General features: G+C 32.2%; 11 protein-coding genes and 1 pseudogene. 3 read left to right on the top strand and 9 right to left on the bottom strand.

Annotated features, from left to right (window positions below; genetic code table 11):
• Positions 1 to 2: 2 nt before the first annotated feature.
• From CAI20_RS05655 to CAI20_RS05630, 7 genes and pseudogenes are all read right to left on the bottom strand, one after another.
• Positions 3 to 512, bottom strand: a pseudogene (locus tag CAI20_RS05655) (transposase); the annotation flags it as partial.
• Positions 513 to 867: 355 nt separating this feature from the next.
• Positions 868 to 2175 (bottom strand): hypothetical protein, encoded by a 1308-nt coding sequence (locus tag CAI20_RS05650; protein ID WP_019236482.1) that lies wholly within the window; start codon positions 2173 to 2175, stop codon positions 868 to 870.
• A 356-nt stretch (positions 2176 to 2531) separates the two neighbouring features.
• Positions 2532 to 4472: an ankyrin repeat domain-containing protein gene (locus CAI20_RS05645; RefSeq protein WP_149168924.1), complete on the bottom strand. Its 1941-nt coding sequence runs from the start codon at positions 4470 to 4472 to the stop codon at positions 2532 to 2534.
• A 649-nt stretch (positions 4473 to 5121) separates the two neighbouring features.
• Positions 5122 to 5394 carry a hypothetical protein gene (locus tag CAI20_RS06730; RefSeq protein ID WP_246111585.1) on the bottom strand — a complete coding sequence of 91 codons (273 nt, stop codon included), beginning with the start codon at positions 5392 to 5394 and terminating at the stop codon, positions 5122 to 5124.
• A gap of 26 nt (positions 5395 to 5420) precedes the next feature.
• On the bottom strand, positions 5421 to 7319 hold the full coding sequence (locus CAI20_RS05640) for a hypothetical protein (RefSeq protein ID WP_246111584.1): 1899 nt from the start codon (positions 7317 to 7319) through the stop codon (positions 5421 to 5423).
• A 7-nt stretch (positions 7320 to 7326) separates the two neighbouring features.
• Positions 7327 to 8664 (bottom strand): hypothetical protein, encoded by a 1338-nt coding sequence (locus CAI20_RS05635; protein ID WP_149168925.1) that lies wholly within the window; start codon positions 8662 to 8664, stop codon positions 7327 to 7329.
• 936 nt (positions 8665 to 9600) lie between these two features.
• Positions 9601 to 10308 carry an IS6 family transposase gene (locus tag CAI20_RS05630; protein ID WP_149168876.1) on the bottom strand — a complete coding sequence of 236 codons (708 nt, stop codon included), beginning with the start codon at positions 10306 to 10308 and terminating at the stop codon, positions 9601 to 9603.
• A gap of 50 nt (positions 10309 to 10358) precedes the next feature.
• Here CAI20_RS05630 and CAI20_RS05625 point away from each other — a divergent pair, with 50 nt between their 5' ends.
• The 3 genes from CAI20_RS05625 to CAI20_RS05615 all read left to right on the top strand — a co-directional run bounded on the left by CAI20_RS05625 (position 10359) and on the right by CAI20_RS05615 (position 14249).
• Positions 10359 to 10916, top strand: a complete 558-nt coding sequence (locus tag CAI20_RS05625) for a GNAT family N-acetyltransferase (RefSeq protein WP_149168934.1) — start codon at positions 10359 to 10361, stop codon at positions 10914 to 10916.
• A 253-nt stretch (positions 10917 to 11169) separates the two neighbouring features.
• Complete coding sequence (locus CAI20_RS05620; RefSeq protein WP_007302828.1) at positions 11170 to 12099, top strand: AEC family transporter; 930 nt, start codon at positions 11170 to 11172, stop codon at positions 12097 to 12099.
• 443 nt (positions 12100 to 12542) lie between these two features.
• Positions 12543 to 14249 carry a recombinase family protein gene (locus CAI20_RS05615; RefSeq protein ID WP_149168933.1) on the top strand — a complete coding sequence of 569 codons (1707 nt, stop codon included), beginning with the start codon at positions 12543 to 12545 and terminating at the stop codon, positions 14247 to 14249.
• Between the two features lie 178 nt (positions 14250 to 14427).
• Here the strand turns inward: CAI20_RS05615 and CAI20_RS05610 are convergent, their stop codons facing one another.
• Both CAI20_RS05610 and prfA read right to left on the bottom strand, forming a co-directional pair.
• Positions 14428 to 14871, bottom strand: coding sequence for a leucine-rich repeat domain-containing protein (locus tag CAI20_RS05610; protein WP_012481725.1), 444 nt, complete (start codon positions 14869 to 14871; stop codon positions 14428 to 14430).
• A gap of 118 nt (positions 14872 to 14989) precedes the next feature.
• Positions 14990 to 16081 (bottom strand): peptide chain release factor 1, encoded by a 1092-nt coding sequence (gene prfA, locus CAI20_RS05605; RefSeq protein WP_007302826.1) that lies wholly within the window; start codon positions 16079 to 16081, stop codon positions 14990 to 14992.
• Between the last annotated feature and the right edge of the window lie 70 nt (positions 16082 to 16151).

The raw sequence follows: 16151 nt of genomic DNA, 5'->3' as shown, positions 1-16151 counted from the left end.
AGAACCGGTTTTCTGTCATCAACGTTACCTTTGGTTAGAGTAAGTGATTCCAATTTCATTAATTACCAAGTGCAATTTAAAGCCAAAAAACCAACCATATGTGCTCTTACTAATTTCTGCCAAACCATCAAAAACTTTGTTCTTGGAGATTCTTTTTTTGTGGCAAACAGCGATTGTAGAAGTGTCTATGTAGGCAATACCTGTCATTTTTGCTTGTTTGCAGAACCATTGCAAAAGTAATCCATAAAACCCGTGATTTAAGAGCGATAAATCGGTCATATGTTGGCAATTTAGAAAACTCAGATTTATAAAGTGGCAGATAAAGTAGGTAAAAAGCTTTGAAACTTTTGCAAGGGGATTGATGATATAATAGAATTATGGTGAGAATTTCCGAAGTCCGTTATTCTAGTGGGTTTTCTTCCTTTTGATAGGAGCATATTAGCAAAATTATCATCGACTGTGCGACAAAAATCCTCGACGCAACAGTAAAGTTCTGTAATATCTTTCTTCATGGGTAACCTCTTAATTATTGATAAAATACTTGAGCTTACCCTGTTTTCCTCTTCTTAGCTGCACTTTTATCTCTTTATTTAATCCATAGTTGGGGTGATAAAGGAAATTCTGTAGGTATCACAAAAGTCAATTCAATCAAACACAAAAGGCTATACCTATAAAAGAATAAACATCAAGAGAGAAAAATAATTTCTTTAGAAGAATCTCTAAATTATTAAGTCAACACTTATCCCCCTACTATTTCTTCTCACCTTGAGAGTATAGTTTATACCTAAGAAAATCTTACTTTGAAGATACATCAATTTTTTTACCCTCCAAGACCTTTCTTTTGTTTACTAATTTTAGTTGACTTCATTAACACACTACTATTTCTTTCGAAGCTCCCACCTTTTGCAGCTGGTCTAAACTATCGATTGGCCTCATAAGAGTAGATGGGACACCTGATTCTTTCACTACAAAATTTGATTGTTTAATAGTTTCAGCTGACTCTATAAGTATTCTACCGTTTCTTTCAAAACCTTTATCGTTAACAGCTTGTAGAACACTTTTTCCTCCTAAAAAGCAGCTTTCTCCTAGACTTGATTTATCTTTTAATTTGTTAAACTTCTCCTGGTTCTCTCCATCAAGCTTTACTTTTATTATATTACTATCACTAGGATACAGATGAATACTAATCTCGCCTACTTCAGTGGTAAAGGACATTTCAATGCTATCTCCTAAGACATCTGTATAATTTCTTTTTCCTCCTATATTTTCAACTCTTACTATACTCTCTCCAATCTGTAGGATGCTACTTTCTATACTAAAGTTTTCATTCACCTTACTATTCATAACCTTTCCAACTTCAACAATACTGTTTTTTGGCCACCTAAAAAGAACAAGATTGTTATCTACTTCTACTTGCAGATCATCATCTTGAACTTGTTCATTCTTATTTATTAAACCTTCATATGCGATACTTTTCAGTTTGTCCTTAATTTTTTTACACTCTGTAAAAATAGGCTCATCACTTCCCCACATAGTTTCACCTATCATTCTATCATTGTAAAAATCAGACTCTATTTTTGCACCTGCTAATAGTAGCTTATTGACAATATTGAATAAAGGTTCTAAAGCCTCTTCCCACTCATCTATTGCCTCTTCCCCATTGTCCTTATAACGTGATATAGTAGTAGGAGTTATACGCATAACACTGCTAGCATTAGCAATGTCAATTATTTTTTTAAATATAAAATTCGACACACTACGTTCATAGTGATCACAGCGTAAATTTAGCTTTATTTTTCTTTTCAAATGTTCATCTATTAAACGTTCCATCTTTTCTAGAGTGACCTTTGCAGAACTTTCGTATCTATTTTCATGAAACTCTTTCATTATACTTTCCATCTTGTCATGAAATTCATCAATCGAAACTTTTTCGCTTTCAGTTAACAGATTTGCTAAATTCATTAAAATTGAATTCTCTGGAATAAAAGAACTTTCAACAACAGTATTGTTGTCTTCAACAACGGACTCATGCCAGTCATCAGTTTGTTCTTGATCTAACAATGATGGACTAGGCTCCAGAGTTTGCTGACCAAAACGTTCCATGTGCTGTTCTTCAGTAGCTAATCCACCATTTGCATGAACTTGCTTAGTTCCTAAAATATATTCTAATATCATAATCCCTCAATCTATAGATATATTATGTACATAATTAGCATGAATAAAAGCTAATGCAAGTATAATTTTTCTAATACCAATTTCCGTTAGTTATGAAACACATGAAAAAGAGCTGTTTTTGCCTATAATTGAGAAGTTAAACAAATTTATCATTTGCGTTCCCAACAATGAGTGTTGGTATTAGCTGCATGATGCATACGCTACTTTTAAATTTGATCAAACTTAACTAAAAAAGTAGTGATTTTCAATAATTTACCTACAATCTAATTCATAGTTGGGGTTAGAACAGTGTTACAGAACTTGATTATATACTAAAGCATAATCACTCTAGATGCAAAAGTGGTTAGCTGCATAATTTACCTAGCAATTTCTCCCCTAGAGTCAGAAACTCTTCTTAACTCTTCACGTTCTGTCCATTTGTTGTTAGACTCGCTTATTACTTCAGGATGCATTAATCCACCAGATCTAGCAAAAACACCTTGATCTATAGCTTCAATAACCGATAAACCTCCCAATAAGCAATTTTGCCCTATTTCTTCATGACTTGCTATTTCTTCAAATAGATCTTCATCGCTCACTTCTACTCTTATCAATTTTTTATTGTTCTCATCAGGATATAATCTAACTTCCAATTCTCCCAAACTAGTATAGAAAGTTAATACTATACTGCTGCCTTCTGTAAGATCTGTATAATTCCTTATGCCATCTTCAGTTTTAATTTCTACTTCACTATTACCGATCTTTACTATATTTCTTCCACACTTTACATCTCCATCTGTTAGACCTAAATCCCTTGCCCCATCTGTTATCTTTATAATGTCTATTTTACTATCTTTAGAATATTCTAAGTAAAAAACGGAGTTGTCTACTCTTGCATCTTTTAGCTCGCTATTGGTTGCACTTTTTGCGATTTCAATAAACTTATGAGAATTGCTAATATAATCTCTATAAGCTTTTTTTAGGTTAGTTTTATGCTCTTTAAATTCTGATGTCAGTGTGTTAGCATCAACTGTATTACCAAACACTGCCCCTTTTGATACTAATTGACATATTATATTACTAGCAACTTTAGGATTTTTTTCCAACTCACTGATTTTTTTCATCACATAATCGGTAAAAGTGTACTCATTACCTGAAAAGAAATCTTGTGAAAGAGAATAGTTTAATCGTACACCAGACTTTATAGCATCGTTTACAATCTCTTCAAGTTCAGCCATGTTTTGAGCCTGAAACACCTTATCAGAAAACTCATTTAACTTTTCCTTTTGATTTGAGGTTAAATTAACGAGTAATTTACTGACCTGTCCTTTCTTTTGCTGACGATAAATATTTATACCATAATCTAATGCTCCTGCTTCTAGAAATATTTTTCTTAACTCTTGAGCAAGATCTTCATTATCCCAAGCAAAACGATCAACATACGAAAACACTTTTGATTCACCCATTCCTTGCCTAATATTTAGCACTACTTTTAGGTCTGAATCTCTTTTATGCTTACTTAAAAACTCCTTTAAATTTTTAGTGCAGTCTGAATCGAGTACAAGTAAGTCATACAATTCCTTATTCAACTTTTTCTGTTTATCAGTTAAAAATAATTCTTCTATATTATAGCAGAGTTTATTAGTTGCTATTTGTTGTGGAGTTTTGCCCTTTCTACTTGTTATATTAGGTTTAGCTCCTTTCAAAAGAAGAGAGTTTGCATTATCGTGGTGACCTTTGGCAGCAGCAAGGTATAATGGTGTTTTTCCTTTATTATCTTGTATGTTAGGATCTGCGCCTGCTTCTAAGAGTAAATCTATAGCCTGATTTCCTGTGCGACGAAATCCACCAATGTTTGCTCCTGCAATTGCATGCAATACTGTTGATTGAGATTCTCCTCTTCTTAGGTTAAGAATCACTTTTAAATCTTTATTGTTTTTATTATCATGTAAAAATTCTTCAAGGGGCTCAGTATTATCAAATGAACCACAGTTAGAAGCTAAACATTTTAGAGCACTAAGTAACTTTTTGTTTAAAATTTTTTGACTTGGCGTAAGATCATGGTCCAGAGCAAACCAAACACAAATTTGTTCACTTAATCCAAGTTTGCTATCTATCAAAGATAATGGTTCATTATAGTTTCTGACTGATGGTAAGTCTCCTGAGTACCACATATCATTCATCAGCTCATTTAATAAATGCTCTTTAGATGATAGATGTTCTATAATGGACTCATATTCGAAATCATATAGTTCTGATTTGGATTTTGGCTTTAGTAGATTGATGATAGATTTTACCATCCCAGTAGACTCACTCATACTTACCCCTTAAGCTAAGATATATGATATATTGTATGCGATATGTAACATTAAGTCAATAACCATAATCTTTTTACTGCTCACGTCGTTAAGCTTTTGTTAAGTTTTTATGGTGAGTAACAATGGAGTATATAGAGAGGTTAAAAGTTGCTTATGACTCCAAATTTGAGCTAATTTTACTATAAATCAACATGGTTAAGACCTATACTTGATATCACTACTATAAGAGCATGATGCTTTAAAGGAGCACGGAAACTGCTGAAGCTTATACAGTAACCTGCGGAGCCACTTCAGCAGAATAAACAAACACATGCCAGTATTAGTAGAGAATTATTTATAAGTCAACTAACTTTTTCAAAAATATTTTAGCAAGAACATCAGTGTTGTGAAAAAAAGTTCAAAACCTTCCAGCCTTGGTAACTATTTACACAATACATACTTTTAGCTCTTAGCTATCTAAGGAATTCACTGGAGATTGATTACTATAAATGTAATTCATATTATGCTTAGTAATAAATGTATCGGAAAACGAACTTTTAACAGCACTCCATGTACTCGTATCAGGATCATTTTGTTTTCCTTCTATAACTTTGTCACAAAACTTCCCGACAGCATAACCTACTTAAGATGACTATTTCTTAAGACTAGATCACTGATTAACTGCTCGAGATAGACCTGCTTGTTTAACATAAGGTTGTTGGAGACTACCTGGCTGTTGACCAAAAGCAACCACAGAGCTATGTCTTACATCTACCTCTACAAACTCATTACCAATTTTTATAAGGGAACCTTCATCTGTTGCACCTTTATTAAAAACAGCATATATCAGTTTCACTTTGCCAGCATCAGTAATTACCTTATACGCTTCACCTTCTTTATATCTTTTCAACTGGTCCTTAGCATCTTTTTCTTTTTTATCCAATTCTCCTTTCTTAGCAAATTTTAGCTCTATTCCAACTGGGGGTATTCTTTTTTTTGATCAGTAGCATTTATAACCAAAATAACATCCAACTTCTCTCCACCACCTATTTGAAATTCAGTAATAACTTTTATATTATCTTCTCCGTAGCTACTAAATAAACCATGCAATACAGCTTGAAATGTAGCCTCATTGCTTATTAATGATTTGAAAGGATGTAGTATATGAGAAATTTCTTCAAATAGTTTTTTGTAATCATCATATTTACCAGATTCTATAGCTTTGCTCAAAGCTGCTTTAAATTTTTTATTTTCCACAATTCGAGTAAAATTACCTTGTAAAATTTCTTTACCTCTTTTGTATTTGTCCAATGAGTCATACGTATTTACTGTAATTCCCTTATTCTTATTACAGTACTGATCAAATGGATTCTTATTACTAGGCGTACTGTATAAGTTACAGGTTATTTCTTGTATCTTTATGTCATTGACGTTTTGAATTCTCCTAATATTTTCAATAGGAATTCCTTTATTATCTGGCACTCTCAATGCAAATTCATTTTTTTCATTTATGTTGAGTATAAGCACCTTCTTACCTAAAGTTAGCACTATAGTTGTAACACAATCCTCAATACTTTCTTTTGCTGCTTCTGGGCGTTTCTGTGATCCAGTAACCATTTTATCATTTTGATCATAAATAAAAATATGTTTACCTAACTTTTCACGCTTAATAATATTAGAAATAAGTACTAGCTGACCTAAGATCATTCTGCTGACATAATTAATATTATCACTTCCACCATTGCTCCAAACAATTCCATAGTAAAGATACTCTAGCTGTGTTCTTATCACCTCAGCATTCGCTGCTTCAGTGCCAAGTAACTTTTCTATTACAGAATTACCTTCTCGACTAAGAAAATTTTCTACATCAATTTTAACATTTTCGTGATGAACCATGTCAAAATTTAATCCTACACAAATAGCTTCATTAGCTATAGTAATCATTCTTATAGAGTTAGAAAAAGAGCCCTTAACATAATCTTGTGCTTGCTTCAATGCTTTTATCACTGTACTTATCTCACCAGTACCTGCTTTAAGCTCAATAATAATAGGAATAGAGCTTAGCGACTTATCAGAACCGCGCACAAGTAAAATAATGTCTGCGTAACCTTTTCCAGCAAATAATTCGAGATAAAGTTTTAGGTGAAAACGATACTTAAAATTTATCAAAAACCCAGCTAAAAACCCATGATGACTTGATTCTTTACCGCTAAATAGAGTTTCTTTTTCATATTTCTTATAGACATTTGTAATATAATTAAACATTCTTCTAGCGTTCTTTTTTACTTCTTCGAAATCTTGATTACTCAATTTTGAAATTAAGCTCTCTAGGTCTTGTTGGTCACGATCTTTTTCTATTTCTGTAAAACCTTTTTGTGAATAATCAGTCTTTTTACTAAAAGCTGGATCAACCTTTCCGTACTTTACTTCTTTTCCTGTAATTGTTATTTCATGCTCTTCTTTTTCTAGTTTATCAAACTCTGCTCCCATTTTCCATTTCTGTGCTATTTTTTCTAACTCTCCTTGAGAGAACTTTAGATGCATGTTACCATCAACTTGATCAGACATCGTTATACACTTAAGTCCCTCATTAGTTAATATAGCTATTTTTAAAGTTCTATTATCATCAAAACGAAAATGAAGTTTTTTAATACCAATTTTAGTAGCAAGTTCTGTGTCTAATACAGTAGCAAACATACCAAAAAAGAAACTAGGGAAAAAGCCTGGCTTTCCAACTGAATGCAAAAAAGAAGGAGATTGATTGATAAACGATTGGAACCTTTTTTGAAAATCTAGGAACTCGTCTTTTGATTTATTTCTCATTAACAGAAGCTGTACCAACTCAAGCGGCTTGACATTACTTGGCATATTACTCCTATTTGCTATGGCTTAAAGATTTTATATTATATGGGGTATCAGTCGTACTGAGACTTGACTGTGGCAAAGTATCACCAGCTTCACGCAAAATTGATTCTTTAGAAGCTTCTTGAGCTAATTTAGAAAATACTTGTTCTCCTAACTGCAATTTTTTACCCCCATGAAATAACTGAATTTTACTTAATACAGAATCTTTAACCTTTATCATCTCTTCACCACTCATTTCTTTTACGTGCTTTAATATCTTCCCTAATATTTCTTCTTTACTTACCCCTTGTCTACTTGGATCCACAATTAAATTTGCTATTGTATATGTAACTGAATAGTCTACAAAAATAGAGGAAATAGATTGCTCCCCGCGGTCTTGAGTTTTTAATTTTATTATACGTTCCCAAACATTCATCATACATTTTTTTGTTTCTTCAGACAGATCTGGATTCTTCAGTACTTGATCTGATAATGAAGATAAAAAAGTTGTGTAACGTTCACATTCAATCTGACTACACAATCGGATTAATTCCATAAAAGAATCAAAGTAATACTGACCTACTAGCACATTCAACACTGCATAATAAGTATTTTCCTTATAACCTCTATCTAGTAATTTTTTCTTTTGCTCATCATCCATTTTAGACAGGCAAAACTCTATGGTGTCTACTTCTTTGTAACCCTTTACTGCAGATAAAGCTGCTTCAATTAACAGATCATCTTTATCTTGACTAGAAATACTGGAATCATTGTGTAATTTATTATAGAAGAACTCTATACCTTCTTCCCAGTTTTTATTAGAATTTATCTGTATGGATTTTTGCAAACCTTCAACTGATTTATATTCGTTTAGTTTTCCAATCTGCTTATCAATAAGAAAAGACCAGAAAGCTTCTATAGGGCTAGTTTCTTCGATATTTTCCAATAATTCTCTTCTCAGATCATCATCAGATCCATCTTCTTCAAAGGCACTTCTCTTAAATCTCATAAATACTTGTTCAAATAATCCAGGAATCTTATCTTCTAGACAATATTTACATGCCAAGTAATATCTATCTGCAAGATCAAGCGGATTTTCTTTTCCATTTTTATTTTTTTCTTCAGTTAGCCTTTCACCAACAGCTTTATTCTTTAATTTTATTCCATCCCAACAAGAATTATCAGAGAATATATCAGAAAAAAAAATTAGTTTTTCCTCATCAAAATCTTCAATTAATTGAATATAAGCCCTCAACCATCTTTCTACTCTAAGGTGTTTTCTTGCTTTAACTTGATTATCGTCGCCTTTAATAGCACCTTTTAATATATCAAGTATTTTATTGTAATTGTGATCCAAACCAGATTCCATACCCGCAACCCCATTTTGTATTTTAATATAAACTTTAGTCTAGTAAATTATCGTTGCCAAGTCAATCTTTTTCTCCAAACCTTACCACTGCACAACAGGAAATTTCTTGAGAGCCAAGTATGATATTTTCATTCTAATAATTAATTATTATAAAACATTTTTATTTACGAAAAAATAGACCTTGTTGTAACTAAAGAAACGTCTATTTTAGTGCTGCAAAAATTTGAATTATTGACTCTTTCTAAAATTGCAAAAAAGGTCGTATATTTGCGAGAACAAGCCGCATAGAAATAAGGTTATAAAAATAGAAGGTTTAAATTATTTTCATAAGCTTAGGCAAAACAGTTCGTACGTAGGTTTAGTAAAAGTGAGCCAATATAGCTGATTTCAGCGTATAATGAAATTATTATCTAGAAAAGTTCGTATGTATCGTTTGGTAGACCAATCCATTCCAAAACAAACTCTTCTCACGTCTCTTGATTTTGAGCACTGGAAATGGTTAATTTGCTTGAGATCTTAATCATATATCTTGCCAAATTAATAGTATTTTACTTGCGGAAGAATTAATAAGCGTATGATAAAAACAGAATTAAAAAAAAATGAAAGATCAGATTGACCTTATCAAGAGGCTCTTATTGAAAATTATTGCAAGTCTAAAATTTTCTATAATATTACTGGCCCTTTAATTTAATCAACAAGTAGTAAAATCTTTTATAGATATTAATCCATTTTTACCTTTTAGTGGACTTATTTATTAATATTAAATTTTGCATTTCTTATAATATTATTTACAGTCTCAATATCATTATTAAAAGAGCGATATGCATTTTCTACTGAAGTTTTATCATCAACGAAGTAGTGATAAGGATTTCGCATGGTTCTGTCGCATCTATAAATTGTAGTACAAGAAGATTGTAAAAACTGGAATTATGAGAGTTATAGAGCCATTAACATAGCAAAATTTTCAAAAGTAGAACCATTATCATTAGCTTTAATAATTTGTCTTTTTTGAATCATACGAATATTTTCTATGCCTGTGATGGTAATCTTTGCAGAATGGAAGCTTTTAAACCCAAGCATTGGTTTTATTAATTTTTTGATAAATCTATGATCTTGTTCAACAATATTATTTAGATATCTTACTTGAAAAACCGTGATTCTATAAGGTTCAGGAATTTCCGTATTCAAGTCATCAAGAGCAGCAATATTACTGCCGCTTTTATCAATTACTACTTTCTCAGGAAGATTATTCCTTCTAAAGGCTTTACGAAAGAATGCAAGTGCTGCAGACTTGTCTCTACGAGTACACAGCAGAAAGTCTACAGTATTGCCGAGACTATCTAGTGCTCTGTATAGATAAACCCATTTACCGTTTAATTTTATGTAGGTCTCGTCCATTCTCCAGCTACTGCCAACCTGCTTCTTCCTTTTCCTCAACTCTTCATCTATCAGTGGCACAAATCTGATAATCCACCTTTGTAGCGTAGCATGATCAATTTTCGCTCCTCTTATACTCATCATTTCTTCCAAATCTCGATAGCTCAAAGAAAATCGACACTTCATGTATACTGATAACATTATTATCTCTGCTGAAAAGCTAAATCCTTTGAAATAGGGCAATAATTTTGGACTAATACGCAACATCTTTGCTTTTTTAAAGATGATTATATTACTTCTTTTCTATTTTCCTACAAATGAAACTGACTTCGCTCTATAGATGCGACAGAACCGAACATTTTTCACTATTATTAAAATGGGTAGAAATGCCCCATATAAAGAAGTGGTGGGATACGGATATAAATTGGACACCAGAGTTAATTGAGAAAAAATATAGCAACTACGTTAAAGGATTCAAACGTTTGAAATTTAAGACACAAATTATTGAAAAACCAATGCACGCATTCATTATTAATTGTGATGGAGTTGATATTGGTTATATTCAATATTACAACAAACATGATTTCCCACCTAAACAGATCTATAACACTTTAGAACTTCCAGAAAGTTGTGCTGCTATAGACTGGTATATCGGAGAGCTGAATTATGTAGGTAAAGGAGTTGGTTCACAAGCTTTGAATATATTTTTAAACAAATTTGTCTTTAAAGTTTATGAGAATGCCTTTGTCGACCCAGGTATAGCAAATGTTTGTGCAATCCGTGTTTACGAAAAAGTTGGCTTTAAAAAAATTATGGAAAGTAATAGTGCGATTTTAATGATTAAGGCAAGAATTCCTGAGAACCATTCAAGATGAGTGTTTTTTCAACAATCTACCTAAATTACTAAAAGTGGCTTATAAAAATATACAAGGAGCTTTATACAAACTTAACATAATTTAGTCATAAAAATATCATTATTAAGTCCTATATAAGAACAAATTTTGGCACTCAGTGAATCTTTTTTAACTAACTATGAACTTGATTAATTGGAAAATAAATTTTACTTGCTTTTACAATACCTTAAAATCTAATATCACTTTATCAGCAAAGATATCACAATAGGCTAGTATGTTCTTCACTCTTTTCCTCAAAATATTACCTATTTACATTACAATACTTATTGGTTACTTAGCAGGAAGATATCTTAAAATTGATAGAAATACTATATCTCAAATACTCTTTTATATAGCTAATCCAATAGTGATTTTATACGGAGTATCTCATACAGAAGTTAATTTAAAAGTAATTTCTCTGCCGATTTTGATATGGTTTATAGGTAGTACTATGTCCTTATCAGTGTATTATCTTTCTTCTTTTTTATTTAAGGACAACACGAGAAACATATTAGCGTTTAGCTCGGGCAGCACAAGCATGGGTTATTTTGGTCTACCGATTGCCATGGCTTTATTTGATGAAGATTCAGTGTCTGTGTATGTTGTCTGTTACATAGGAATGGCACTATTTGAAAATAGCTTGGGATTTTATATAGCTGCAAATGGTATCTATACTGCAAAAGAATGCATATTAAAGTTACTCAAACTTCCTTCATTATATGCGATGATTCTAGGCTTCTTTTTAAGTATATATGATATACAAATACCCACTTTTTTGACGGATGTTATGATAAATATCAGAAGTACATTTATCACATTAGGAATGGTGCTGCTTGGAATAAGTATTGCACAAATTACAAATTTTAAAGTAGATTGGAAGCTTGCTTTGACCACTATTGTAGCAAAGTACATATTCTGGCCGTTATTTGTTTTGGGAATTGTCTTACTAGACAAGCATGTTACAGGTATATATGATGAAAGCATCTATAAAGCACTGATGTTACTGGCTATTATTCCAATTTCTGGATCCAGTATAATACTTGCTAATATTTTAAATTACCAACCAGATAAAGCTACTTTATTGCTCCTAATTAGTACTGCAGTGGGACTATTTTATGTTCCACTTATAATATCATTATTTTTTACTAAACTTGTCCCTTTTTAATCAAAAATTTAAGCGCTAGGCCTATTCACAAAACTTGAATTTAGACTAGACTTCTTGGATAATCATAAAAGAAACTAATCCTTTTTTTCCTCTCCTTTCTTATTTTTTTACACAGAATAGGAAGTTATCAATTGATGGAATTTTTACACTACCGACAATGTTGCAAAAAACATAAAAATAAAACTAGAGAAAACCATTTCTCGAAAACTTCTGTGTCCAGAACCAAGAGTCCGATTTACTTATAGCGCTAATAATCAATTAACCATCGGCTTTAAGGAATGATATGAACATATTATTTCAAGGAAAAGTCATGAGAAACAAGAGATTAGCTATCCAAATTAGCTGTAGCTATGAACCTAATCGGTTAGCAGAACAATGCTTATCAGATGCTTATGAAAAGGTAGTGTCAAAGGAAATAAGTCAAAAAAACTTAAAACATAAAAATGGGATTCAAGGAGGGTCAAATGGTAACAGTATGTTTATATGCGAGAGTTTCTTCGGGGAAACAAGTAGAAGGAAATACGATAGAAAGTCAAATTGCAGCTTTAGAGAAGCAAATTAATCTGGACGGATACAGATTGTTAAGTGAGTATAAATTTATTGATAACGGCTACAGTGGATCTCATTTAGTCCGCCCTGATTTAGAAAAATTACGTGATAAAGTAACAGAAGGTAAAATTGATAAGATTTACATTCATTCTCCTGATCGTTTATCTAGAAAATATGCATATCAAATGGTGCTGATTGAAGAATTTGAAAAAGCAGGAGCAAAAGTGGTTTTTTTAAATTATGAGATTAACGGTAACCCAGAATCTCAATTACTGTTACAAATGCAAGGTATGATAGCAGAATATGAACGTGCGAAAATTATGGAACGAAGTCGTCGTGGTAAAATCTATGCAGCTAACAAAGGCTATGTAAATGTAATGGGAGGAGCTCCTTATGGTTATCGTTATAAAGATAAGCATATGGGAGGAGGACAAGCTTTATTTGAGATTAACGAAAAAGAAGCTGATGTCGTTCGTAAAGTATTTTTGTGGATAGGCAGAGAAAGAACAAGTATTGGGGAAGTATGTCGTCGGCTAAATACTATGTCCATTAAGACACAAAAAGGAAAAGAACGCTGGAATAAAGGTACAATTTGGAGTATGTTGAAAAACCCTGCTTACAAAGGACAAGCAGCTTTTGGTAGAAGAAGGTTAGGAGTAAGATTAAAGCAAGTAAGACCACAGAAAGGCTCTTGTGAGCAGCCAAAAAGTAACCACTCTGTCTATCCTGTTGAAAAAGCAAATTGGATTTATATTAAAGTGCCAAATATAGTAGATGAAGATATATTTGATATTGTTCAAGAACAATTAGCTGAAAATAGAAAAGTAGCAAGGACAAGAAAAAGAGGAGCAAAGTACTTACTACAAGGTTTAGTCATATGTAAGCGTTGTAATTACGGATGTTACGGAACTTGCATGAGAAGTAGACGAGAAGAAGAAGGTGGTCATTATGCATATTACCGTTGTAGTGGTAAAGATTCTTACCGTTTTGGTGGTAATAAGATTTGTGACAATAAACCCATTCGCTCAGATGCATTAGAAACAGCTGTGTGGGAAGAGGTTAAGCAGTTATTGAAAAATCCAAACAGGATTTTAGAAGAATACAAGCGTAGGCTTTCAGAACTAAAAAAATCATCATTGGATCAAAAAAGTGACCTGCTAGAGAAACAAGAAAATAAATTAAAACGTGGTATTGCTAGACTTATCGATAGTTATGCTCAAGAATATATCAATCAAGAGGAATTTGAACCACGAATTAAAGCAATGAAACAAAGCTTAAAAACAATTAAAGAAGAGAAGAAAAAGATATTTTATCAAAAGGAATTAGAACAGGAGGTAACTCTGGTTGTGGCCAATTTAGAAGACTTTTCTTCCAATATTACGTTAAACCTTGATAACGCAGACTGGTTAACTAAACGTGATATTATCAGAACATTGGTCAAGAGAATTGAAATTAACCTTGAGGACGTAAATGTGGTATTTCGCGTAAAAGAGCTACCGAACTCTTCTGGACATAATGGAAAGGAAAATAAAAATTTGCAACATTGTCGTAGGTGTATTCGCAATAATGTCAATAGCAGTAAGATTTCCTACACCTTTTAGCAGGTCTATAGTTGAATTTGGATGTTCTATGAGCAGCAACAAATAAATGTAACTTGCCTTTTTCTATATGATGCTATTAACCGAATAGGTATTCGTTTGACATTTCCATATCTTTGTTATCATTAGTAATACTAAAGGGAAAACTAAACTTAATAAGATTTGGAAGCATATTGTTGTTCTATGATTCACGTAATGCTGCTATGCCTTCGTTGCAGACGTTGTCATAAAGTAAATTAAATTCTTTAATATTTGAAAAACTACTACCCCTTAGCGCACTCATTAATATTATTCCACTTTCAACATCAATATCATTAGAAATTAAATCAAGTTTAATAAGATTTGGAAAGTTACCATTCTTTAACAATTTAGTGATTGCTATTGAGCCTTCTGCGCCAATAATGCTAGAAGTTAATTTACACTCAGTAATATTTGGAAGATTAATATTCTCTAATGCTTCATTTAAAACTTCTCCGCACTGAGCATCAATATAACAATTAGATAAAGTCAAGCTTGTAATATTTTGCTTTTTCTGTAAAAAGTTTACTAGCTTTTCCATATATACATATAGATTATTTAACTCTAAGGTGTTACTATTAACATATTGATTAAAGTCAACTTCCATGGTTTCTGTAAGTTATAGAGCTGCTAATTATAGCATAAATTTAAATAATTGTCAACCTTATGAACAACTAACTTTACTTCTTTTTAACCTGATACCTATGCTTTGTTTCAAATTTCCATCAAAAAGTAACATTACCCCCTCCAGTCAACCTTTCTGCTTCATTTCGTGAAATCAATGCCTCAATAAATTCATCTAGTTCACCTTCTTTTATAATCTGTTCTAGTCGATGTGAAGTGAGATTAATTCTATGATCTGTTATTCTTGATTGTGGAAAGTTATAAGTTCTTATACGTTCAGAGCGATCTCCAGAACCAATTTGGCTTTTCCTCATTGTTGACCTTTCCATTTCTTTTTTTTGTCTTTCAATTTCGTATAGCCTTGCTCTCAACACTTTGAGCGCTTTAGCCTTATTTTTGTGCTGCGATTTTTCATCTTGCTGTATTACAACTATCCCTGTTGGCAAGTGGGTGACCCTTACTGCGCTGTCAGTTGTATTCACTGATTGCCCTCCAGGACCACTGGATCTATAAACATCTATGCGTAAATCTTTTTCTTCTATTTCAAAGTCAACCTCTTCTACTTCAGGTAATATTGCAACAGTAGCTGCGGAAGTGTGCAATCTTCCTGAGGATTCAGTTTCTGGCACTCTTTGTACTCTGTGCACCCCTGACTCAAATTTCAGTCTTGCAAAAACTTCTGTTCCATTAATGAGTGCAGAAGCTTCCTTATAGCCACCTATACCTGTATTAGAAATACTTATTGGCTCAAACTTCCAATTTCTTCTTTCTGCATATTTTTGATACATACGAAATAACATCGCTGCAAATAATGCTGCTTCTTCTCCGCCTGTGCCTGCTCTAATTTCTAATATTGCATTTCTTGAGTCATCTTCATCTTTGGGTAATAATGCCAACTTTAGTTTTGCTTTTACTTTCGGTAATACTATCTTTTGCTTCTCAAGAAGTTCTTCTTTTGCTAACTCTTTTATATCACCATCGCTGTTCTCATCTTTCATGATTTCTTCTAAATCTGAAATTTCCTCTTTTAATATATTATATTCATCGATTATCTCGATAATTGGTCTGAGTTCAGAGTATTCCTTTGAAAAACTAACGAATTCTTTTTGACTCAAATTGGTAGGGTTTTCCAGATTTCTCTCTACATCAGAAAACTTTTTTTTTAAGTCTTGTAAATTATTCTCTATATCCATATAGTACAGGTCTAGTTTTCAGCTGTTTAAGTAAGTAATATATACTGAAATAAAAAATTTCTTATATCAA

Source organism: Wolbachia endosymbiont of Chrysomya megacephala (assembly GCF_008245065.1).
Classification (GTDB): domain Bacteria; phylum Pseudomonadota; class Alphaproteobacteria; order Rickettsiales; family Anaplasmataceae; genus Wolbachia.
This window is presented reverse-complemented; position numbering and strand designations above follow the sequence as displayed.